The organism is Photobacterium kasasachensis (assembly GCF_050336885.1).
Lineage (GTDB): Bacteria > Pseudomonadota > Gammaproteobacteria > Enterobacterales > Vibrionaceae > Photobacterium > Photobacterium kasasachensis.
Window position 1 is genome coordinate 246813 of the sequence record NZ_JAKJSH010000006.1, and the last position, 22921, is coordinate 269733.

General features: G+C 50.2%; 23 protein-coding genes and 1 tRNA gene. 23 read left to right on the forward strand and 1 reads right to left on the reverse strand.

All coding sequences use genetic code 11. The annotated features are described in order from the left end of the window. Positions 1-6 precede the first annotated feature (6 nt). The 12 genes from cydB (at position 7) to L4D19_RS08890 (ending at position 9437) form a co-directional block, all read left to right on the forward strand. On the forward strand, positions 7-1143 hold the full coding sequence (gene cydB / locus L4D19_RS08835) for a cytochrome d ubiquinol oxidase subunit II (protein ID WP_075768375.1): 1137 nt from the start codon (positions 7-9) through the stop codon (positions 1141-1143). Positions 1144-1154: 11 nt separating this feature from the next. After that, positions 1155-1262, forward strand: a complete 108-nt coding sequence (cydX, locus tag L4D19_RS08840) for a cytochrome bd-I oxidase subunit CydX (protein WP_075768376.1) — start codon at positions 1155-1157, stop codon at positions 1260-1262. Next, positions 1255-1566 carry a cyd operon protein YbgE gene (ybgE, locus tag L4D19_RS08845; protein ID WP_160650384.1) on the forward strand — a complete coding sequence of 104 codons (312 nt, stop codon included), beginning with the start codon at positions 1255-1257 and terminating at the stop codon, positions 1564-1566. Before cydX ends, ybgE begins: the two co-directional genes overlap by 8 nt. A 310-nt stretch (positions 1567-1876) precedes the next feature. Beyond that, entirely contained in the window at positions 1877-2284 is a 408-nt protein-coding gene (ybgC, locus tag L4D19_RS08850; RefSeq protein WP_428452160.1) for a tol-pal system-associated acyl-CoA thioesterase, read from the forward strand. Beyond that, a complete protein-coding gene (gene tolQ, locus L4D19_RS08855) occupies positions 2281-2967 on the forward strand; it encodes a protein TolQ (RefSeq protein WP_160650380.1) in 687 nt (228 codons plus the stop codon). The genes ybgC and tolQ overlap by 4 nt, the downstream gene beginning before the upstream one ends. A gap of 6 nt (positions 2968-2973) precedes the next feature. After that, a complete protein-coding gene (gene tolR, locus L4D19_RS08860; RefSeq protein ID WP_075768380.1) occupies positions 2974-3420 on the forward strand; it encodes a protein TolR in 447 nt (148 codons plus the stop codon). Positions 3421-3432: 12 nt separating this feature from the next. Beyond that, positions 3433-4536: a cell envelope integrity protein TolA gene (gene tolA, locus L4D19_RS08865; RefSeq protein ID WP_428452161.1), complete on the forward strand. Its 1104-nt coding sequence runs from the start codon at positions 3433-3435 to the stop codon at positions 4534-4536. Between the two features lie 24 nt (positions 4537-4560). Beyond that, positions 4561-5907 (forward strand): Tol-Pal system beta propeller repeat protein TolB, encoded by a 1347-nt coding sequence (gene tolB / locus L4D19_RS08870; RefSeq protein ID WP_428452162.1) that lies wholly within the window; start codon positions 4561-4563, stop codon positions 5905-5907. A 37-nt stretch (positions 5908-5944) separates the two neighbouring features. After that, entirely contained in the window at positions 5945-6484 is a 540-nt protein-coding gene (gene pal / locus L4D19_RS08875) for a peptidoglycan-associated lipoprotein Pal (RefSeq protein WP_428452163.1), read from the forward strand. A 16-nt stretch (positions 6485-6500) separates the two neighbouring features. Further along, on the forward strand, positions 6501-7259 hold the full coding sequence (gene ybgF / locus L4D19_RS08880; RefSeq protein ID WP_428452164.1) for a tol-pal system protein YbgF: 759 nt from the start codon (positions 6501-6503) through the stop codon (positions 7257-7259). Between the two features lie 156 nt (positions 7260-7415). Beyond that, the gene (gene nadA / locus L4D19_RS08885; RefSeq protein ID WP_428452165.1) at positions 7416-8477 is read left to right on the forward strand and encodes a quinolinate synthase NadA; all 1062 of its coding nucleotides are present in this window, start codon (positions 7416-7418) and stop codon (positions 8475-8477) included. A gap of 105 nt (positions 8478-8582) precedes the next feature. Next, entirely contained in the window at positions 8583-9437 is an 855-nt protein-coding gene (locus L4D19_RS08890) for a bile acid:sodium symporter family protein (RefSeq protein WP_428452166.1), read from the forward strand. Positions 9438-9510: 73 nt separating this feature from the next. On the opposite strand, the gene L4D19_RS08895 is transcribed toward L4D19_RS08890, so the two are convergent. Further along, positions 9511-10086 (reverse strand): UPF0149 family protein, encoded by a 576-nt coding sequence (locus L4D19_RS08895; RefSeq protein ID WP_428452167.1) that lies wholly within the window; start codon positions 10084-10086, stop codon positions 9511-9513. Between the two features lie 285 nt (positions 10087-10371). On the opposite strand from L4D19_RS08895, the gene L4D19_RS08900 reads away from it, so the two are divergent. From L4D19_RS08900 to L4D19_RS08950, 11 genes are all read left to right on the forward strand, one after another. Then, positions 10372-10459, forward strand: a tRNA-Ser gene (locus L4D19_RS08900). A gap of 239 nt (positions 10460-10698) precedes the next feature. Then, positions 10699-11571: a formyltetrahydrofolate deformylase gene (purU, locus tag L4D19_RS08905; RefSeq protein WP_428452168.1), complete on the forward strand. Its 873-nt coding sequence runs from the start codon at positions 10699-10701 to the stop codon at positions 11569-11571. A 740-nt stretch (positions 11572-12311) separates the two neighbouring features. Then, complete coding sequence (locus L4D19_RS08910; protein WP_160650365.1) at positions 12312-12764, forward strand: L-alanine exporter AlaE; 453 nt, start codon at positions 12312-12314, stop codon at positions 12762-12764. An 836-nt stretch (positions 12765-13600) separates the two neighbouring features. Further along, a complete protein-coding gene (locus tag L4D19_RS08915) occupies positions 13601-14281 on the forward strand; it encodes a methyl-accepting chemotaxis protein (protein ID WP_428452321.1) in 681 nt (226 codons plus the stop codon). Between the two features lie 15 nt (positions 14282-14296). Next, entirely contained in the window at positions 14297-14665 is a 369-nt protein-coding gene (locus L4D19_RS08920) for a response regulator (RefSeq protein WP_075768397.1), read from the forward strand. A gap of 13 nt (positions 14666-14678) precedes the next feature. Next, entirely contained in the window at positions 14679-14990 is a 312-nt protein-coding gene (locus L4D19_RS08925; protein WP_428452169.1) for an STAS domain-containing protein, read from the forward strand. Positions 14991-15027: 37 nt separating this feature from the next. Then, complete coding sequence (locus L4D19_RS08930; protein WP_428452170.1) at positions 15028-17304, forward strand: chemotaxis protein CheA; 2277 nt, start codon at positions 15028-15030, stop codon at positions 17302-17304. Positions 17305-17390: 86 nt separating this feature from the next. After that, positions 17391-17921, forward strand: coding sequence for a chemotaxis protein CheW (locus tag L4D19_RS08935; protein WP_428452171.1), 531 nt, complete (start codon positions 17391-17393; stop codon positions 17919-17921). A 93-nt stretch (positions 17922-18014) separates the two neighbouring features. Continuing rightward, positions 18015-20810, forward strand: a complete 2796-nt coding sequence (locus L4D19_RS08940) for a methyl-accepting chemotaxis protein (RefSeq protein ID WP_428452172.1) — start codon at positions 18015-18017, stop codon at positions 20808-20810. 122 nt (positions 20811-20932) lie between these two features. Continuing rightward, the gene (locus tag L4D19_RS08945; protein ID WP_428452173.1) at positions 20933-21784 is read left to right on the forward strand and encodes a CheR family methyltransferase; all 852 of its coding nucleotides are present in this window, start codon (positions 20933-20935) and stop codon (positions 21782-21784) included. 39 nt (positions 21785-21823) lie between these two features. Next, positions 21824-22909 carry a protein-glutamate methylesterase/protein-glutamine glutaminase gene (locus L4D19_RS08950; RefSeq protein WP_428452174.1) on the forward strand — a complete coding sequence of 362 codons (1086 nt, stop codon included), beginning with the start codon at positions 21824-21826 and terminating at the stop codon, positions 22907-22909. Positions 22910-22921: the final 12 nt, after the last annotated feature.

Sequence of the window (22921 nt, forward strand, 5' to 3'; positions counted from 1 at the left end):
TAGGCAATGTTTGAATATGAAGTATTGCGATTTATCTGGTGGGTGTTGATCGGTGTGCTATGCATCGGCTTTGCAGTCACGGATGGTTTTGACATGGGTGTTGGTGTTCTGTCCCGAATCATTGGTAAAACAGACACTGAGCGCCGAGTAATGATTAACTCGATCGCCCCGCACTGGGACGGCAACCAGGTTTGGTTAATCACCGCGGGTGGTGCGCTATTTGCGGCATGGCCACTGGTTTATGCAACGGCATTTTCTGGCTTCTATTTTGCCATGATCATCACGCTGGCTGCGCTTTGGCTGCGTCCGATTGGTTTCGATTACCGTTCGAAAATTGAAAACCCACAGTGGCGTGAAACATGGGACAAGGCGATCTTTGTCGGTAGCTTCGTACCACCAGTGATCTTCGGTGTGGCTTTCGGTAACCTGCTGCAGGGTGTTCCGTTCGAGCTAAGCGATCTGTTGATCCCTACCTATACCGGTTCGTTCTTCGCGCTGCTTAACCCGTTCGCACTATTGTGCGGTATCGTGAGCATCCTGATGATCACCACCCAAGGTGCAGCGTACCTGCAGATGAAGACATCTGATGCGATCCGTGAGCGTGCTCGCCGCGTCGCAATGATCACTTCGATCGGTACAGCAGTGTGCTTTGCAATTGCCGGTTTCTGGGCTCAGAGCATTGAAGGTTATGTGATCACCTCTGAGATCATGACCAATGCGCCATCTAACCCACTGACCAAAGAAGTAATGCGTCAGTCTGGTGCACTGTTTGCCAACTTTGATGCCTATCCGTTGCTATGGATTGCGCCGGCACTGGCGGTATTCATGCCATTGCTGACAGTACTGGCTTCACGTGCGAACAGCGGTGCGCTGGCATTTATTACCTCTAGCCTGACAATGGCGGGGGTGATTCTGACAGCAGGTTTTGCACTATTCCCGTTCATCATGCCTTCAAGCACGGTTCCTAACCACAGCCTGACGATGTGGGATGCGACTTCATCTGAGCTGACGCTGAACATCATGACGGGTGTTGCGGCGGTAATGGTGCCGATTATCCTGGCGTACACCTCATGGTGTTATTACAAAATGTTTGGCCGTCTTGATAACAAATATATCGAAGACAACAAGACTTCACTGTACTAAGGAGACAGACTATGTGGTATTTCGCTTGGATTCTCGGTGTTCTGCTAGCCTGCTCTTTCGGTATCATCAATGCCCTGTGGCTTGAGACAACCGAAAATATGGATGAGAACGGTGAGTAAGGTTAATCACTGGGTGAAGGGTACTCACCTGTTATTGGATAACGGTCTATTACGCCTGGTATCCATGGTGCTGTCATTATCGGCGGCAGGTCTGGTGATATGGGAACCCACACTCTTTGCCCAGGCGATTGGTGGATTCGGGCCGGTGATCTCACCAGCCCTGATATGGGCGACATGTACAGCAATGATTTATGGTGTGGGTTTCGTACCGCGCCGTTGGTACTGGCAGGTGTTCTTCACTCCGTATCTGGCATTGCCGATTTTGTCCTATATCATGTGGTTACGTCTGTTTCCTTCGGTGTAATCGCCGAAACAGACAGATAACGATAATTCACACAATGAAACAGCCCATTACAAAACAGTAGTGGGCTGTTTTTTTATACGTCTGTTAGTGTTTATTGCCCAGATAAGTGTGCAAAATGCATATACTGACACGAATTATGCAGTGTTGCCGGTAACGAAATGACAAGCTTGTCAAAAAATCATCGCTTTTGTGAGTGTTAGTAAATGCGGTGTTTTATAAAGCTTCGCAACTTCGGTATAGTAAGCGATTATTTGAAGACTGGGCGAGTACCTGACGGGTACTGGCTGCTATGTGATTGCATGGATATCTGATGACCGAAGAAAGTGCCTTTGAGTGGCCAATCACTATTTATTATGAAGATACCGATGTAGGTGGGATTGTTTACCATGCCAACTACCTGAAATTCTTTGAGCGGGCGAGAACGGAACTCTTCCGCAGTCATGATGTCAGTTTACAGGCATTATTTGCACAGAATGTTAGCTTTGTGGTGCGCCATATGGATATTGATTTCCTGAAAGGCGCCAAGCTCGATGAACGGCTGGTGGTCAGGACATGGCCGGTTAAAATTCGCCGGGCCTCGATCGAATTTTGTCAGGTTTTAGTTAACAATGCCGGCCAAACCTTGTGCAAAGCGATGGTTCAGGTAGCCTGTGTGCATCCTGAATCCATGAAACCAATTCAGATCCCAGAAAATATTAAGTCGGAGATATCTAAGTGACTGCTGAACTATCGATTTTAGATCTTTTTTTACAGGCCAGCCTGCTTGTTAAGATCGTGATGCTTATCCTGCTAGGTATGTCTGTCGTTTCCTGGGCAATGATCATCAAGCGCTCCTCGGTACTGTCGGATGCCGCCTCCAAGGCTGAACGCTTTGAAGACCGTTTCTGGTCGGGCATTGATTTGTCACAGCTTTACCAGGAAGTGCAGGCAAGAAAAGACAACCTGACTGGCTCAGAGCAGATTTTCCATGCCGGTTTTAAGGAGTTCGCCCGTCTGCACCGCAGCAATGGCAAAGTGCCGGAAGCGGTAATGGAAGGTACGGGACGCGCAATGCGTGTTGCCCTGTCTCGTGAAGTGGACGATATGGAAACAAATCTGCCGTTCCTGGCAACGGTGGGTTCAATTAGCCCGTATATCGGCCTGTTCGGTACGGTATGGGGTATTATGCACGCCTTTATTGCGCTGGGCGCGGTAAAACAGGCAACACTGGCCATGGTGGCTCCGGGTATTGCCGAGGCCTTGGTGGCAACCGCCATGGGCTTGTTTGCTGCAATCCCAGCGGTCATGTTCTACAACAAATTGACCAACCAGGTGTCGAAACTAGAACACACCTATGCCACTTTCATGGAAGAGTTCTCAAGTATTCTACACCGCCAGGCATTTGCCGCTGCGCAGGAGTAATAAGCAATGGCTTATCAACCGAAAAAGCGCAAAATGACGGCGGAGATCAACGTCGTACCTTATATCGATGTGATGCTGGTACTGTTGATCATCTTCATGGTAACGGCCCCGTTTGTGACTCAGGGGGTCGATGTCGAGTTGCCGTCTACTCAGACGGCGAAGACCGCAGCTGAGCTGGTCGGCGATGAAAACAGCAATGCACCGATCATTGTTGAAGTCGACCAGGACGGCAATCTGGGCCTGAGCGTCGATAACGGCGATATGCTTCGCGGCCTCAGACTGAATGATCTGCTTACCCGGGTCAGGGCCGAGCTTCAGCTGAATCCAAAATCGACTGTCTTGGTCGGCGGTGACAGCCGTGCACCTTACTCTTACATTATCGAGACGCTTGATGCACTGAATCAGGCCGGAGTAGGTTCTGTAGGTTTGATGACCGAACCTTTAGAGAAGTAGGCAGGCTTGCGGATGAAAAACAATAATTACAGCGCTGCCGTCATTATATCGTTACTTCTTCATGGTTTATTGTTAGCGGCTTTGTTATGGGGAACGGATTTCACCATGGACAAGCCAAAGACGTCGGGTAATACCATTAAAGCGGTTGTTGTCGATCCGGCGTTGGTTAATCAGCAGGCCAAGCAGATCCGCCAGCAGCGTGACGCGGCGAAAAAAGCCGAGCAGGATCGCCTCAAGCGACTTGAACAACAGGCTGCAGCGCTTGAACAGCAACGCCAGGCTGAAGAGAACAAGTTGCGCCAGCTGAAAGCTGACAAGCTCAAGGCCGAAAAAGATGCCCGTGTAGCAGAAGCTGAACGTAAGCGAGTGGCTGCCGAGCAGAAGAAAGTGGCTGAGGCAAAACGTAAGGCGGAAGAAGAGAAGCGCAAAGCTGACGAAGCGGCCCGCATCTCTCGGGAGAAAGCGGCCAAAGCGGAAGCAGAGCGTAAGAAACAGTTAGCCCAGCAGCGCAAGGCCGAGGAAGCCAAGCGCAAAGCGGAAGAACAGAAACGTCAGGCGGAAGCTGCTGCCCGTAAGGCAGAGGAAGAGCGTCAGGCAAAACTCGCCGCCAAGAAAAAAGCGGAAGAGGAAGCCCGCAAGGCTGAAGAAGAGCGCAAGGCGAAAATAGCGGCGAGGAAGAAAGCCGAAGCTGAAGCTCGCAAGGCAGAAGCAGCCCGTAAGGAAGCCGAGCGTAAAGCGGCGGAAGCCCGCGAGAAACAGAAACAGCAGGAAGCGGCCCTCAACGATATGTTCGCGGGTCTGGAAGCCGAAACTGAGCAGCGCGGCGGTGCCCGAGGCCAGTTTATTGCTGACGAATCTCAGCGTTATGGTGCCATCTATACTCAGATGATCCAACAGAACTTGTTAAAAGATGAAAGTTTTGTTGGTAAAGAGTGCAATTTGAGAATGCGTCTTTCTTCGAATGGCCTGGTATTAGATGTATCAAGTAACGGTGGCGATCAGAGTGTTTGCCGTGCAGCCAAAGCTGCTGTGGTTAAGATAAGTCAGTTCCCGATGCCGGAAGATCCGGCAGTAATTGAGAAAGTTCGCACTGTATCGATGATTGTGAAACTGTAAGCCCGCAATGGTGAAGGAGTAGTTATGAAACGTTGGTTAATGGGCTTGTGTATTGCTCTTCTGAGTTTTAGCCAAGTCGCACGAGCAGAATTGGAATTGGTGATTACTGAAGGTATCGATTCTGCCCGTCCGATAGGTGTGGTGCCGTTCCAGTGGGAAGGCGAAGGCAAAATGCCGTCGGATATTTCTGCGGTAATTGCATCGGACTTGCGCCGCAGCGGTAAATTCAGCCCGGTCGCGACCAGTAAAATGCCACAGACGCCATATAGCGAAGAAGAGGTTGATTATAATGCCTGGACATCGTTAGGGGTTGATGCGCTGGTAACAGGCAAAGTTAGCCTAAATGCCGACGGCAACTATGTGATTAACTACCAGCTGGTAGACGTGGTGCGTGGCCAGTTGACCAGTGGCGAAAGCCGAGGTCTGGAAAATGGCGAGCTGGTACTGACCAAAGATCATTTGCTGGTCAATAACCGTGCGACTGTTAAAGAGAGCCGTCTGCGTCAATACGCTCACCGAATTTCTGATGTTGTCTATGAAAAACTGACAGGCGAGAAGGGTGCATTCTTGACTCGTATTGCTTATGTCGTGATTGACGATAAGGCCAAGTATCCGTATCAGCTACGTATTGCCGACTATGATGGCTTCAACGAGCGTTTGGTACTGAAATCACAGCAGCCTTTGATGTCACCGTCATGGTCGCCGGATGGCAGCAAACTGGCCTATGTCAGCTTTGAAAACAAACAGGCGCAGATCTTTGTGATGGACATTTACAAGGGTAGCCGCGAGATGGTTGCGTCCTTCCCGCGTCACAATGGTTCACCACGTTTCTCGCCAGATGGCAAAAAACTTGCCATGGTGCTGTCGAAGAGTGGCAGCTTGCAGATCTACATTTTGGATCTGGAAACGAAGAAAATGACCCAAGTTACCCGTGGTCGGGCCAATAATACCGAGGCATTTTGGGATCCAAATGGTCAGTCTATGATCTTTACCTCAGACAGAGGTGGTAAACCCCAGATATATCGAGTAAATTTAGCAGATGGTTCGACCGAACGCCTAACTTGGCAAGGAAGTCAGAATCTGGGTGGTCAATTGACGCCTGATGGACGGTTCCTGGTAATGGTACACAGATCAGACTCTGGGTATAACATTGCCAAACAAGATCTGAAAACAGGTGCGCTTCAAATTTTAACGAAGACATTTTTGGATGAGTCGCCAAGTATTGCACCGAATGGCGGCATGGTGATATACAGCTCAGTTAATGATAAATCCAACGAGCTGTCGTTAGTGTCGATTGACGGGCGCTTTAAGGCACGATTACCTGCGACGAACGGGCGGGTTCGGGCTCCATCCTGGGGGCCGTTCCTCTAACGTTCACCGTAATTAGCGATATAAAAGGAAAAAAATAATGCAACTGAACAAAGTTCTAAAGGGGCTGGCAATTGCGCTGCCAATGATCACTCTTGCTGCGTGTAGTTCAACAGAAAGCACTGATAGCTCAGCTGCGTCTGAGTCAACTACTGGTACAGGTACTACTGCTACTGAGCAAACTACAGTTGCAACACCAGTAGAATCAGGTTCTGCAGCAATGTCTGAGCAGGAGCTACGCAGCCAGCAGCTACGTCAGGAGCAAACTGTATACTTCAAGTTTGACAATGCTGAAATTCAGTCTGACTACCAGGAAATGCTAACTGCTCACGCTGATTACCTGCGCGACAACACAGCAGTTAAAGTGATTGTTGAAGGTCACGCTGATGAGCGCGGCACGCCAGAGTACAACATTGCACTGGGTGAGCGTCGTGCGGCAGCCGTTGCTAAATACCTTCAGGCTCTAGGTGTTTCTGCAAGCCAAATCTCAATTGTCAGCTACGGTGAGGAAAAGCCTTTGGTACTAGGCCACTCTGAAGCTGACTATGCTAAGAACCGTCGTTCGGTTCTAGTTTACTAATTTATAGGTAAACACGATGAACAGTAACAAAATGCGGACCCTCGCGTTGACGTTGCTGGTTGGTGCGGCGACCCAGGTGGTCGCCGCACCTGCTCCTGTTACCGAGCTTAACGGAAACAGTGCACAGGGCGGAGATAATAGCCTTGCGCGTTTGGAGCGTATGATTGAGGCGCGAAACCAGGTGCAGATTGATATGCAGCGTCAGCTGGATCAGCTTGCATCTGAAATGGATGAACTACGCGGTCTTGTCGAGCGCAATAGCTATGACCTGAGTCAGATGCTGGAGCGACAGCGAGAATTGTACCGTGAGGTTGATGCACTTAGCCGCCAGCCTCAGAAAGAAGTCGACGAAACGTCAGATTCCACTCCGGCTTCTACTGAGACGTACACCAGTAACGTGAGCGAAAACGAAGCCTATGAAAGCGCCGTTAACCTGATCCTCAAGGAAAAAGATTATCCTGGTGCGGTCAAGGCATTTCAGGCGTTCTTGTCGGCTTATCCTGAGTCTGTGTACAAGCCCAATGCCCACTACTGGCTAGGTCAGCTGTACTTTACTAAAAGTCAGCTGAAAGAGGCCGGTGAGCAGTTTACGGCTGTGGCTAGTTTCAGTGACTCTAACAAGCGGGCTGATGCCATGCTGAAGCTTGGCGTGATCGCCGAGCGGAGCAAAAAGCCGGATGAAGCCAAGAAGTATTACCAGCAGGTAATTGAGCTTTACCCTGGCTCGACCAGCTCCCGCCAGGCTGAGAAAAACCTCAAGGCGCTTGCTAAGTAGCCATGGTGCAGCCATTGATAAAGGCCAGTTTTTACTGGCCTTTTTTATTTCTATAACCAAACAGTAACAGTGCGATTGCCAGAAAGGTGATTATTTCGATGTTTGCGGTGTATAATGCTCGGATTAGTAAGGACGAGCTGATAGAGCAATCGAGAAATGAGCCTGACATTTGATCCCTCAGAAATGGTATATCCGTTTCCACCAAAGCCAACGCCGTTGACTGTTGACGAGCAACTGGCATACAAAGAGAAAATCAAAGCCCTGTTGAAGGAAAAAGACGCGGTTTTGGTTGCCCACTACTATACCGACCCTGAAATTCAGGCGCTGGCTGAAGAGACCGGTGGATTTGTCGGTGACTCTTTGGAGATGGCCAAGTTCGGCAACCAGCATCCGGCGAAAACCCTGGTGATTTGTGGCGTTCGTTTCATGGGGGAGTCGGCTAAGATCCTAACACCGGAAAAGCGGGTGTTGATGCCGACGCTTGAAGCCGAGTGTTCTCTGGATCTCGGTTGCCCGGCAGATAAGTTTACCGAGTTTTGTGATGCCCACCCTGATCATACTGTGGTTGTCTACGCCAACACCTCTGCGGCGGTGAAAGCGCGTGCCGACTGGGTGGTCACATCAAGTATTGCGCTGGAGATTGTCGAGCATCTTGATAGCGAGGGCAAAGACATTATCTGGGGACCAGACCGTCACCTTGGCTCTTACATCCAGAAGCAAACAGGCGCTGAAATGCTCTTGTGGCAGGGCGAGTGCGTGGTTCACGATGAATTCTCGTCCAAAGCGCTGCGTGATATGAAGAACCTGTACCCAGATGCGGCTATCTTGGTTCACCCTGAGTCACCGGCATCTGTAGTTGCGCTGGCTGATGCGGTCGGCTCGACGAGCCAGCTGATCAAGGCGGCGAAAACCTTGCCGAACAAGCAGCTGATTGTGGCGACTGATAAGGGTATCTTTTTTAAGATGCAGCAGATGGTGCCTGACAAGGAACTGATTGAAGCGCCGACTGCCGGTGCCGGTGCAACCTGTCGTAGCTGTGCCCACTGTCCGTGGATGGCAATGAACGGTCTTCAGGCTATCGAGCAAGGTTTGCGTGAAGGCGGCGAGCAACATGAAATTTTTGTTGATGAGTCACTGCGTGAAAAATCACTTATCCCGTTGAATCGGATGCTGGACTTTGCAGCAGAGCTGCAATTGAAAGTGAAGGGCAACGCGTAATATTATTGCAGAATAATTAAGATGAGAATGGCGACCTTATGGTCGCCATTTTTATCGGCTATAGTTCGACAGTTATTAATACTGGTATAACAAGGATAAATAACAATGAGCCAGACAATGTTAACAGTGGCATTGCCGATTGCCCTCGCATGGATGATGTATTGCGTCGGGCTGACCCTGTCTACCACAGACTTTAAGCGGGTCGGGCAATATCCTGGCCGGGTGCTTATGGGGCTGGTGGCCCAGTTGCTAGGGTTGCCGTTGCTGGCATACGTCATTATTACCTTGTTTGCGCTGCCAGAGGCGGTGGCGATAGGTCTATGGTTATTGGCACTGGCACCGGGTGGGGCCTCGTCAAATGCGATAACCCATATGAGCGGCGGTGACTCGGCGCTTTCTATCAGTATGACAGCGGTCAGTAGCCTGATCATTCCGTTCAGCCTGCCGGTGATGCTGCTGTTGGTCGTCCCGGATACCCAGTTAGTCTTCCCGCTGAAAACGGCCATTTTGCAGCTCACAGCGGTCACGCTGGTTCCCGTATTGCTGGGCATGGCGACTCGGCATTGGGCTAAGGGCGAGTGGTTTGCCCGGTTCTCTCACTTTGCCGGCCGTTCGGCGCTAGGGGCGCTGTTTTTGACAGTCATGGTGACGGTTGCTGCCAATACTGGCGTTTTTCACCAGCTCTTTTCGGTGGCATCGGTAGCGGCGATCAGCCTGTGTGTGGCGGGTATGCTGTTGGGTGCCTTCGTGGCTAAAATGCTGCGTGGTGATAAGGTACTGGCTAAGACACTGGCCATTGAAGTCGGGGTACAGAATGCAGGGACGGCTATCTTTGTTGCAGTGGTACAACTGCAGCGCCCGGAGTTGGCATTAACGCCATTGCTGTATGGGTTGCTGATGAACTTGCCGGCTTTTGGATTGATCTACGTTTATCAGCGCCGTAAGCTGGCGAGTGCCTGACAGGCCTTAGAGAAAAAGCCAGGGTAGCAGGCTACGAAATGAGACATTAACAGCATTTCGTAGCCAATCATTGTTATTGCTCTTGTACCAGTGCCTGCGCTTTTATTGTCAGGCCGCAAAGCATGGTCGGAACAGATGTGAAGATTTCCTCGAACTGGGCAAGACCGTCAGCACCTTCCTGAGACAAGGCCTCCATCGCATTTTCTGGATCATAAAGCAGGCTGAAACACAGCAATACACCACCTAGCAGTGCATTGTCCTCACTGCCTTCCGGCATGATGGTATCCCAATCGTCACGGGAAAGCTGCCAGCCTTGTAACATACCTTCTGCCAGCTCACGGGTTGCTTCGGTAACCAGCTCCTTGTCGTCAAGCGTGCAGCCTTCTGGCCAATGCCATTGGCCTGTCAGCAAGTCCTCGCGGCTTTGGTTCCACATATTGACGATTTCATTGGCGTAAGCTTCAAGCTCTTCGTGGCTTTCAAACGGTGAGGTTTCATCGCCTCCCCACAGAAAAGCCAGCCACTCGGACGGATCAATCAGGTGTGGCGCTGCTGCCATCGCGGTAACAAAACCGCGGGTCTGGGCTTCGGACAACAGTTGCTCGGCTAGCTGTGGGTTTTTCAGTAACTCACTTAGCGGTGAAGACATAATACAATCTCAGTTCGGTTGTATGTTTTCCCTCTACGCCGACATACGCTGGCATAAAGTGTTAACAGTAATAGATAGAATGGTTGCAATGCTGGCTATTGTAGCAGCCTGGGGTGCTCAGCACAGCTTAAGTACTCTTTTTATCGTCGCGATGGCCAATACCGTCGTAAAAATAGACATCTGACAGCCTAAATATTGATTTTTATTGACCTTCCACCGCGAGAGCACTATAGTAGCGCTCCGTTGAGAAAATAGCAGCTTGCTCCTATTGCTCAACAACAAGATGGTGAGGTGTCCGAGTGGCTGAAGGAGCACGCCTGGAAAGTGTGTATACGGCAACGTATCGAGGGTTCGAATCCCTCCCTCACCGCCATCAAATTCAGAGAAAACCCGTTGAGCATCAACGGGTTTTTTCGTATCTGAAGCTTATCAAACCGCCAGATTCCAGGGGCTATTCTCCCCTGGCCTATATCTTTCCCCGTTTCAAATTATGTTATGTCTGTGGCGTAATTGAGAAAAAACGCAATAGTCTCCCGTTTCGTACTCTATGCTGCTAGAAAAGCGCGCCCGAATTAAGGCGTGCCGGCGTTGCTACTGAACAGGGGGGAGGATATGAACCAACAGAGTGCGACTTATATTTTAACGGCGAGCTGTCCGGGCCAGTCGGGGACGGTGGATGTTGTTACCCGTTTTCTGCGGGAGTTTGGTTGTTATATCAATGAGCTGAATTCCTTTGACGATGCGTTGAACCACCGGTTTTTCATTCGTACGGTGTTCCGTGTCGAGGACAATACGCCACTTGACCAATCGGCATTCTGTACCCGGTTCGCCGAACGGGCCAAGGTGTTTGATATGGAGTGGGCGCTGACGCCATCGGATTACCGACCTAGAGTGGTGATCATGGTGTCAAAATACGATCACTGTCTGAATGACCTGTTATACCGCTACCGGGCCGGCAACCTTCCGGTAGATATTCGCGCCGTGATTTCCAATCACCCAGATCTGCAGTCACTGGCCGAATGGCACGAAATCCCTTATTACCACTTTCCCATTACCGCCGACACCAAGCCGCAACAGGAGGCCCAGGTACAAGCTGTCCTAGACGAAACAGGGTGTGAGTTGCTGATACTTGCTCGCTATATGCAGGTACTCTCTCATGACATGTGTGTTCGCTGGTCAGGGAAGGCCATCAATATTCATCATTCGTTGCTACCGGGCTTCAAAGGGGCTAAGCCGTACCATCAGGCCTATAACAAGGGGGTCAAGATGGTGGGGGCCACGGCGCATTATGTCAGCGATGATTTGGATGAAGGGCCGATCATTACTCAGGGGATGGAAACGGTCGATCATACATATTACCCCGCGGATTTGGCACGAAAGGGGATGGATGTAGAGTCTCTGACACTGGCAAGGGCCATTCATTATCATGTCGAGAAACGGGTATTTCTGTTTAACGACAAAACGGTGGTGTTTGAGCGCTCGTGAACCACTATAAGGCACTGTACCAATCGTCTGTATTGTCGCAGTGCCTGTTATATCCTTCTATTTGTGTAATTTAATTACATCCTTTAAGGCTCAATTCTCAGCAGCCAGCAAAGTGCGAGTAATAGGTTTCTCGCAATATCCACCATGAATCGCATTAATGCTACGGATAAAAGTTAGCCAATAGTATCAACTTCGATCATGTGTATGGCTAATTGTGGTGGGCTGGATTAAATATGCTGAGTTGTGGTGGTTTAAAAGTCTTATGGTTGGTTTTTTATTAATGTTTTGAGACTTTATTCTGTTTTGGTTTCTTCTGTATAAGTATGTGTAAAGTGTTTTAATTCAATTGGTTATGCTTAACTTTCTTCTCGTGTTATCTGTTGGTTGTATTTTAACCTTGCATTTTTCAAGGTTTAAACTGACTGTTGATGCTAATTCTCTTCTTTCTTTCATTTTGCGCTCACATTTCAGCTAAAACTGTAAAGTTTAGTGAGTGTTTTGAATCCTCTTTCTACCAAATTTTAACATGCAGCACGGCAGTGCCGCCTTTGTGGTGATTTGTGCCAATTTGTATGTCAAAAGTAGTTGTAAGTTTACCAGTTTATTAGATCTTTGGTGATTAATTCTAGTTAAAACCTGTTCTAATACGCAAATCAACTGGCTTATTGCTTTATAGCCAGTGAAAGAGTCTTTTAATCCTGCGTTTTCTGGCCTTATTTTCTATTTTGGAGGTTTGCGGTATGTCTGTTAAAGGTCAATTCAATGTGCGTAATGCGGCTGCTGATACATTTGCTATGGTGGTTTTCAGTTTTGTGACTGGCATGTTGATTGAGGTGTTCGTGTCGGGGATGACATTCGAACAATCTTTAGCATCGCGAACCTTATCTATCCCGGTCAATATTGCGATTGCCTGGCCATACGGGCTTTTCCGTGACTTTGTGATTCGCTCTGGTTATCGTTTTTCGCCAACCAACGGGATGAAAAGCCTGTCTGATATGGTTGCCTATGTACTGTTTCAGTCACCGGTCTATGCAGGTATTTTGTTTGTTGTCGGGGCAGATTTCGATCAAATCGTTACGGCTGTAACCAGTAATGCATTTGTATCAGGCGCTCTGGGCGTGGTGTATGGCCTGTTCCTGGATAGCTGCCGCCGTATGTTCCGTGTACCTGGCTATTACCACCAGCAAGCCTAACAGGCTATAACGGCACAGTGTCAAAAAGCTCCTACGGGAGCTTTTTTCGTATCTGGACAGTAGATATTGTTAGTAAACATGATATGCAACTAGCTATATAGGCTGCCATCAGGATCAGAAATACATCAATTGCAGCCAAATCTCCTGAATTTATTAACATGGCAGCGGAACTCATTGATAGTCTTCAATATTTGAACCTCGTCAAGGTTTTGAGTTATACCGTATTCTGATAAGCCTATCTTCCAATATTCCATCAGTTTGTGTGCCTATACTTCAGTATTCCATTTGGAAACATTATGTATTGAATCTGGTAGCGGGGCTTTATGGAAAGAAGCCGTTTCTTATGGGTACCTGTCGGGCTGTCTGTTGTTGCGGCACTCGGGGTGATCCTGGTGGGCAATCTGAGTGAAATGTCTTGGGTGATAGCGGGCGGGCTGATAGTCATCAGCTATTTTGCAGCGCGCTTTCTTCTCGCGGGTTATGACAGGGCGATTGCCGATATTCGTGACAGGCAAAACAGTGAGTTGCTTTATAAACAGCAACATGCGCAACAAGAACTAAAACAGCTGGTCGAGCTGTGCCTGCAGATCTTGCCAATCTGGCAGCGTCAGTTATGTACCGTCAGAGTGCAAACCGAAACTGAAGTGACGGCGTTGTCACAACGCTTCTCGGAAATTATCAGTGAGCTGGATCAGGCTGTTACCGAATCACAACATGTTGCCGGTGGTGGTTCGGATAAAAGTGACAATGGTGTGTTTGCGGTATTGAACAACAGTGAGCAGCGGCTGGATCAGGTTATCGACCTGCTTCGCTCGGCGATGCAGGCAAAAGAAGAAATGCTGGCTCAGGTTCGCCATTTGGCGAGCTATACCGAAGAACTTGACAGTATGGCGGTTGATGTCGCCAAGATTGCCGAGCAAACAAATCTGTTGGCCCTGAATGCGGCGATAGAGGCGGCAAGAGCGGGCGATCAGGGACGTGGCTTTGCCGTTGTTGCCGGAGAGGTGCGCAAGTTGTCTCAGCTGTCTGGTGAAACAGGGAAGCATATTCGTGACAAGGTCCAGCTGATCAACCAGGCCATGGACGATACCGTCAGTATTGCCGAACAGAGTGCCCGGCAGGATGCCCAGGCTGAAGCGGCGTCAGAAGCCAACATTGAATCTATCTTGGCGAACTTCAAACAGCTGGCCTCCGAGCTCACAGACTCAACCTCATTACTTCAAGATAAAAACCTGGATATTCAGCGTGAGATTTCCGGCGTGATAGTGTCGCTGCAGTTTCAGGATCGTGTCAGCCAAATCATTACTCAGGTTGAGAAAAACCTCGACAAGCTACAGGCAGAAATTTCCGATTACGAGTCAGAGCAGCATAGCGATGACGAGGCACATCGCCTTGATGTGAATAATTGGCTTAATGAAATGAAGCGAGACTATGTTGCTCAGGAGCAACACCATAATCATGAAAAAGGCGAGGCGACGACAGCTTCCTCTAAAGATAGCGAGATAACTTTCTTCTAACCCTCGGAGAGTACTATGGCTAAGACAATTTTGATTTTGGATGATTCGGCGCCGATCCGTCAGGTCGTTGGGATTGCTCTCAGAGGAGCGGGCTATGAGGTGATTGAAGCGAATGATGGTGTTGACGGGCTGGGTAAACTCGATGGCAAGAAGGTGAACCTGATCATTACCGATGTCAATATGCCGAGGATGGACGGGATCACGTTTGTCAAAGAGGTCAAAAAGCTGCCTCGTTATAAATTTACTCCCATCATTATTCTGACGACTGAGTCGCAGGACCATAAAAAGCAAGAGGGGCGGGCTGCAGGAGCCAAGGCCTGGGTGGTTAAGCCCTTCCAGCCGCCTCAGTTGCTTGATGCCGTCTCCAAACTGATATTGCCTTAACCGGGAGCTACCAATGGACATCACGATTGCACAGGAACAAGCGGGTACGGAGTGCAGGCTAAGCCTTAGCGGGGAAATGTCTATTTATAATGCCGCCGAGTTAAAACCCCGACTATTGGCCTGCTTACAGGATGCAGAATCACTGGATCTCGATCTTACCGAAGTCACCGAACTGGATACCGCCGGCTTGCAGCTGCTGTGGCTGTGTCAGCAGGAAGCAGCATTGACAGGCAAGGCGTTTACTATCACCGCGACCAGTGCTGCGGCAATGGAATCTATCGCCTTGCTGGGACTCGAACAGCCATTCAACTTACTGCCTATGTAGCCGCCGGGTTTCATTGCCCCATGATCAAGGAGCGAAAATGGAAGAGATGGAACATGCCCAAGAGATGTTTGTCGATGAGAGCCTGGATTTGCTGCAGGAGATGGAATCGGCTTTAAATAAGCTAAAGGCAGCCCCTGAAAATATCGAGATGATCAACCTGGTATTTCGTGCTGCACATACCATCAAGGGGGCGGCAGGGCTGTTTGGCTATGACGGCATTGTTGCCTTTACCCACACGGTTGAAAATGTTCTGGAGAAGGTCAGAGCTGGTGAACGTCATTGCGACGATACGCTTATTGCGGTCTTGCTAGACTGCCGGGATCATATTGAGAGTCTGATTGAACAACTGGGCAGTGAGGATGCCTCAAGCGAACAGGAGTTGGTGCGGCAAGGTCAGGCTTTACTGACGCAGTTGTCGGGTTCGGCGGATTCTCAGCAACACTGCGGCGTTAATGATCTGTCATCATTGGGCCAATATACCGAGCATCTGCCGGGATTGGATCACAGTAATATCAACCGGGCCGCATTCAATCCCTATTGGCACTTTTCTCTTCGGTTCGGTGAGGATGTGCTGCGTAACGGTATGGATCCGCTGTCATTTTTACGTTATCTCCGCTCCTTGGGAGATATCGTAGAGTTGGTTCCCCTGTTTAGCTTGCCCGGTAGCAGCAGGATGGATCCCGAGTCCTGTTATCTCGGTCTGGAGCTGATATTAGACAGTGATGCCGATCAGCCCACCTTGCAGTCTGTGTTTGAATTTGTTGCTGACGAGTGTCAGATCCACATTATTCCTCCCCATAGTGATCTTCAGCAGTATGTCGCACTAATGAAGGAGCTTGACCAGGAGGCTGATGAACTCGGTCAGTTGTTTATTCAGTGCGGTGCGCTGACGCAGGAAGAACTTGCGTATGTGCTGGAGGCGCCCCTGGCCGACCTTATCCAGCCTGCTCAGTCTATGCATGAGTTTGACTCAGAACCCCAATCACAGTCATTGTCACAGCCACAACTAGATCCACAGTTACAGCCACAAACGCCGCTTCAGTCGGAAGTCGGGGAACCTGCGCAGCAGATATCCCCTCAAGAAGTGGCTCCGAAAAAAGCGGCGGCGGGCCTACCAGATCTCAAGCGCCAGGAAAGCCGCAGTCTTCGGGTTGATGCCCACAAACTGGATCAGTTAATTAACCTGGTGGGAGAGCTGGTGATTGCCGGTGCCAATACCAGCTTGCTGGCGAAACAAAATGGCGATCCTGAACTGATGGAATCCAGTGCGGCAGTTTCTTTGTTGGTTGAAGAAATCAGAGGGCTGTCGCTGCACCTGAGAATGATACCAATCGATGAGACCTTCAAGCGTTTCCATCGTGTGGTACGGGAGATAAGCCGTGATTTGGACAAAGATATCCGGCTGATGATTGAAGGCGGCGAGACCGAGCTTGATAAAGGTGTCGTGGAGAAAATCAATGATCCACTGATGCACCTGGTGAGAAATGCGATTGACCACGGTATCGAGGCCAAGGAAGACAGGCTTGCCAAGGGAAAACCTGCCACTGGTACGGTGATCCTCCGGGCCTATTACGATTCTGGCAGTATTGTGATTGAAGTGTGTGACGACGGGGGAGGCATAGACCCGGCTAAGGTGCGGGCCAAGGCGGTCGAGAATGGCCTCATTAGCGCAGAACAGCCAATGAGTGAGAAAGATATTCTGCGGCTGATATTGGAGGCCGGTTTGACGACCAAAACCGCTGTGAGCGATCTTTCGGGGCGAGGGGTCGGCATGGATGTGGTCAAACGTAACATCGAGGCGTTGCAGGGCAGTATCGAGGTCGAAAGCCGGCTGGGTGAGGGCTCGTTGCTGCGCCTTCGCCTTCCTTTGACGCTTTCTATTATCGATGGCTTCGCCGTTGGCGTGGGGGCATCTAGCTACGTTATTCCACTCGATGCGGTTGTCGAGTGTATCGAGTACAGCGAGCAGCACAGCAAAAATGGCAATTACGTCAATCTGCGGGGGGAAATCTTGCCCTTTATCAACCTGAGGCAGCGATTCAAGGAAAGCCATATTGACGTTAAACAACGCAATATCGTTGTGGTACAGAGCGGCGAGCAAAAAGCCGGATTCGTTGTTGACCAGTTACAGGGCGAGCTTCAAACCGTTATTAAGCCGTTAAGCAAAATCTTTTCTCATCTTAGCGGGATCAGCGGTTCGACAATCCTGGGCAGTGGCGAGGTGGCAATGATCCTGGACGTCCCGGCCCTGATCCGGGATGCAGAAACACATTGTTCACCGCGTTATATCGGCCACGCAGAGGTAGTGCCATAACTCGGGATCAAAACCACCACGGTGTAAAGCTCGAAGTCTGAATAAATGGGTATTTAGCCCGGTTGCAGCATATAGAGGGGGGCGCAATGACGCACAGCCTAACTCTGGCAGAGTCCAGAGGCCAAGAAGATAAGGACGTTGATATTACACAAGAGCAACAGCAGTTCCTGACATTTGTTCTGCGGGAGGAGCTGTTTGCTATCAATATCCGTCCCATTAAAGAGATTATCGAGTATGGCCAGCTGACCGTGGTCCCCATGGTACCTGAGTTCGTCCGTGGTGTGATTAATGTACGCGGCAACGTCGTGCCCATTATTGACCTGGCAGTGCGTTTTGGCTGGCCGACCACGAAGGTGACCAAGCGCAGCTGTATCGTGATTGTCGAGGTAGAAAGCGAAGGGGAGCGGATCGAAATTGGCGTGGTGGTTGATGCCGTTAGCGAAGTGCTTGATATCCCGCTGACGGATATAGAGCCTGCGCCGAGCTTCGGTGCCCGGCTCCGGACCGATTTTATTGAAGGGATGGGCAAAGTAAATGACGAGTTCATCGTGTTGTTGAATGTTGGCCGGGTGCTGTCAGTGGAAGAGCTGTCATCGCTTGAGGCGTTGCAGGAATAGCCGTTTAGGTGTGGTTGCTGTTGGTTAGGCTGGCTGCAAAAGCGGGTGATTATTGAATAATTAATAACCGGAATATTAATCCAGGGAGGCGTTATGCTCCGTTTTAGTGACATCAGGATGAGACCTAAGTTGATCGGCCTGTTTTTACTGGTCAGTCTTATTCCATTGGCTATTGTTGTATTTATTGCCGTAAAAGCGGCTGCAGATGCGTTGACCATGGAGTCTAACCATCAGCTCATCGCAATGCGAGATGTGAAAAAATCTCAGATAGAAGATTATTTCGCAGAGCGTCAGAGCGACTTAGGCGTTTTGGTCGATACCATTGATACGCTACGGACTAATACGCTCAACAAGCTTCATGCCGCGAAACAGAGTAAGCGCGCTCAAATTGAAGGGCATTTTCAGGCTCTGCAGGATGATATCGTTATTCTGGCGGAAAGCGATGCTGCCTCCGAGGCGTTAATCGGCTTCGATATTGCCTATCGAAATGCCGGTCTGCAAGCTGGCGGTGATGACTGGCAAGCTGTAGATAGTCAGTACGGGGCCTGGCTGAGTCGCTATACCGAACATTATGGTTTCTATGATCTGTTTTTGGTGAATGTAGACGGTGAAATTGTTTACTCCGTCACGCAGGAAGCTGATCTCGGGCAAAACATAAAGTCCGGGCCTTTACGTGACAGTGGTATTGGTCGGCTATTTGGCAAGGCCCAGTCAGGTGTGGCCATTGAAGATTTTTCCCCTTATGCCCCATCGAATAATCAGCAATCGGCATTTATCGGCGCGCCCGTTATTAGCAACGAGGAGCTGTTAGGGGTGCTTGTTATGCAGATCCCGACAGAAGGCATTGATGCCATCATGCAGCGTGATGACAACCTCGGTGAAGTGGTCGAGACCTATCTGGTCGGGAACTATTCTGGCAGCAATACCTTGCGAAGTAATTTTGTCGGCACGGACGGAACTGAGCATCAGATTGGCATGCCGACAGACGATCTTTTTGTTGAGCAGTCATTGGCTGGCAAGGTCGTTGATGGTGCCTATACCGATCAAAGCGGTCGGCTATTGATGGTATCGGCGTCTCCGCTTGAGATTTTCGGCCTTAATTGGGCGCTGGTCTCGGCCATGGATCTGGAGCAGGCCTTTATCAGTATCAAGCCTGGCGAGACAACGGACTTTCTGGCCAATTATAGCCAGAAGTACGGTTACTACGATCTCTTCCTTATCCATCCAGACGGTGAAGTGTTCTATAGCGTAAACCACGAGTCGGACTATCAGAGCAATATGCTTGATGGTAAATACGCCGATTCGAACCTCGGCCAGCTGGTTCGCCAGGTATTGAAGAGTCGTCAGTACGGCCTGGTTGATTTTGCCCCCTATGCGCCGAGTAACGGCGAGCCGGCGGCTTTTATTGCCCAGCCGTTGATTGAACATGGTGATATTGAGTTGGTGGTGGCCATCCAGTTGCCGCTGGAAGCGGTTAATTCAATTATGCAACAGCGAAGCGGAATGGGGGAAACCGGAGAAACCTATCTGGTGGGGATGGATAAGCGGATGCGATCTGACTCGTTCCTTGATCAGGAAGGGCGGTCGGTGAAAGCCTCTTTTGCCGGTACAGTGGAGCGTAATGGGGTTGATACCCAGGCCAGCAGCGCTGCCTTGGGTGGTGAAACCGGGATTAATCGGGTTAAAGACTATAACGGTAACAATGTATTGTCGGCATATACCCGGGTCGATGTCGGGGATACCCATTGGGCACTGTTGGCCGAGGTGGATGAAGCCGAGGTGAACGAGCCGATCACTAACTTGCTGATGATGGTCGGTATTGTCATTGCTGTTGCGGTTATTTTGATTGTGCTGGTGGCCATGATGGTTGCCTCGACTATTACCCGTCCGCTGGCGACAGCGTTACATGTTGCCGATGCTATGGCGAACGGTGATCTAAACAGTAAAATTGAAACCAGCAGCAAAGATGAAACCGGTCAGTTGCTAAGCCGAATGGGGCACATGAGCAACCAGCTGCGCCAGATTGTGGGTGATGTGAACAGCAATGCCAACGGTTTGGCCAGTGCTTCTGAAGAGATCAGCGCGACTGCGCAGTCCCTAAGCCAGGCTGCCAGCGAACAGGCCGCCAGTGTCGAGGAGACCAGTGCCTCTCAGGAGCAAATAGCCGCATCCGTGCAGCAAAATGCCGAAAATGCCAAGATCACAGACGATCGCGCCACCAAGGCATCGAGCCAGGCAGCCGAAGGCGGGCGGGCAGTCAGTGAAACCGTGGTAGCCATGAAGGAGATTGCCGAGAAAATCAGCATTATCGAAGATATTGCCTATCAGACTAATCTGTTGGCACTGAATGCAGCCATCGAAGCTGCGAGAGCTGGCGAACATGGAAAAGGATTTGCAGTAGTGGCCGCTGAAGTGCGTAAGCTGGCGGAACGCAGTCAGGTGGCGGCGCAGGAGATCAGTAATCAGGCTGGAAGCAGTGTTCAGGTCGCCGAGCAGGCCGGCCGCTTGCTCGATGAGATTGTCCCCAGCATTACCAAAACTGCTGAGCTGGTGCAGGAGATTGCGGCAACCTCGGATGAACAGGCTAGTGGCGTGACCCAGATCAGCGTAGCGATGGGACAAATGGATCAGGTGACTCAGCAAAATGCCTCGGCGTCTGAAGAGCTGGCATCGACGGCTGAAGAAATGAGTGCGCAGGCCGAGCAGTTACAACAGCTAATGAGCTTCTTTACCATCAATGAGTCGCCTGCTGTTGCCCCGGAGTCACATACCGCGAATGTGGCTGGAAAGCGGACTGTTGTCCCGTCCGCACTCGTACCGAAGAAGCCGGCCAAGAAACTGGAGAATAAGCACCAGGAAATCATTGAGGAGGATTTTGAGGCATTTTAGCCGTAACGAGTACGATTTCTGACACAGATAGCGTCTTGTCATTGCGATGACTATCAGCAAGAGCAAGGCGCCAGTCAGGAAAAAAGGGAAATAATTGTTGTAATGGCGAAAGGGAGGACAACATGGAATCTAAACATGCAGTCCAGGAGCTGTCTGGTGAGTTATTTAATCAGGGCGCCATTACAGACTGGGAGTTCGCGCGGTTTCGGCAGCTTATCTTTGATTTGGCCGGTATTACCCTCAGTGAACATAAGAAAAATCTGGTTGCTGTCAGGCTGGCAAGCCGGCTCCGATATTATTCCTTAGCAAATTTTGCCGATTATTATCGGATGCTGATGAATGATCCCCCGGAAGGGGAGCTACAAACAGTGGTTGATCACTTAACGACCAACGAAACCCACTTTTTTCGGGAACCTCGGCATTTTGGCTTTATCAAGCGGCATATTCTGGACAATAGAACATCGCAGGTGCCGATACGCTGCTGGAGTGCTGTCTGTTCAACGGGTGAGGAGCCGTATAGCTTGGCAATGTTGCTGGCAGATCATTGTGGCTATACGTCGGATTGGCGTGTGCTGGGATCTGATATCAACGCTAACGTCTTGGAGCAGGCGCGTAACGGGTTATACCTAAACTCAAGGCAGGCTGAAATTCCGAAACGCTATTTGCAGAAATTCTGTCTGAAAGGGGTGCGCTCCCAGCAGGGGACATTGTTAGTCAACAGCAAGGTGCGGGAGCATGTTCGCTTCAAACAGATCAACCTCAATACATCGCTGCCAAACATCGGTTTTTTTGATCTGATATTGCTACGCAATGTACTTATCTATTTTTCTGCGGAAACCAAGCACGAGGTTGTGTTACGGGTGGTGGAAAAGCTAAAGCCCGGCGGTCACATATTGGTTGGCCATTCAGAGACTATAACGGGGATCAGTGATCAGCTGCGTTTGATAAAGCCCAGTATCTACCAAAAGGTATGATGGAAAATACATCAAGGATTGCATTTTTAGGTAGGTAATATGAAAAGAAAGAAAATAAAAGTGATGGTCGTTGATGACTCGGCGGTGGTGCGCCAAGTTGTATCCTCTGTCCTGAAGACCGACAGCGAGATTGAAGTGTGTGGCGCTGTTGCAGATCCGCTATTTGCCATGACGAGGATGCGGATGCAATGGCCGGATGTCATTGTCCTCGATATAGAAATGCCGCGGATGGACGGGATTTCTTTTCTTAAGAAAATCATGGCAGAGCGACCGACGCCGGTCGTCATTTGCTCGACCCTGACAGAACAAGGGGCGGAAACGACGATGCAGGCCATTTCAGCCGGTGCCGTCGAGATCATCACCAAGCCCAAGGTGGGGTTGAAAGGTTTTCTCCATGACTCGGCAAAGGTATTAATCGGTGCCGTCAAGGCGGCCAGCAAAGCCAATCTCAAGCCGATTCAGATAGCCTCGGTTAAGGCGTCAAGCCTGAAAGTGAAGCCTAAACTCAGTGCCGATTCTATACTCGCAGCTGGCAAGAACTCGACACTTAAGACCACGGAACAGGTTGTTGCCATTGGTACCTCGACTGGGGGGACTCAGGCACTGGAACTGGTATTAAAAGCATTGCCGCGACTGTCCCCGGGAATTGTTATCGTGCAGCATATGCCCGAGAAGTTCACGGCGGCCTTTTCCGAGCGATTAGATAGTTTATGTGAGATCAGCGTCAAGGAGGCCCGGCATAAGATGCGGGTGCTACCTGGGCAGGCGTTAATTGCGCCCGGGGGAAAACACATGCTGCTCAAACGGAGTGGGGCGCAATATTATGTCGAGGTGATTGACGGGCCGTTAGTCAGCCGCCATCGTCCTTCGGTTGACGTGTTGTTTCGTTCGGTGGCTCAATCGGCCGGGGCCAATGCGCTTGGGATCATTATGACCGGCATGGGAGATGATGGCGTTAAGGGCATGCTTGAGATGCGACAGGCTGGGGCGTTAACACTGGCCCAGGATGAAGCAAGCTGTGTTGTTTATGGTATGCCCAGGGAGGCCGTTAACCGCGGTGCGGTTGAGCGTAGCCTGCCGCTTGTCGAAGTCCCGCAGGCTATATTGGATTACAGTCAGTCGTAGAGTCATTAAGCC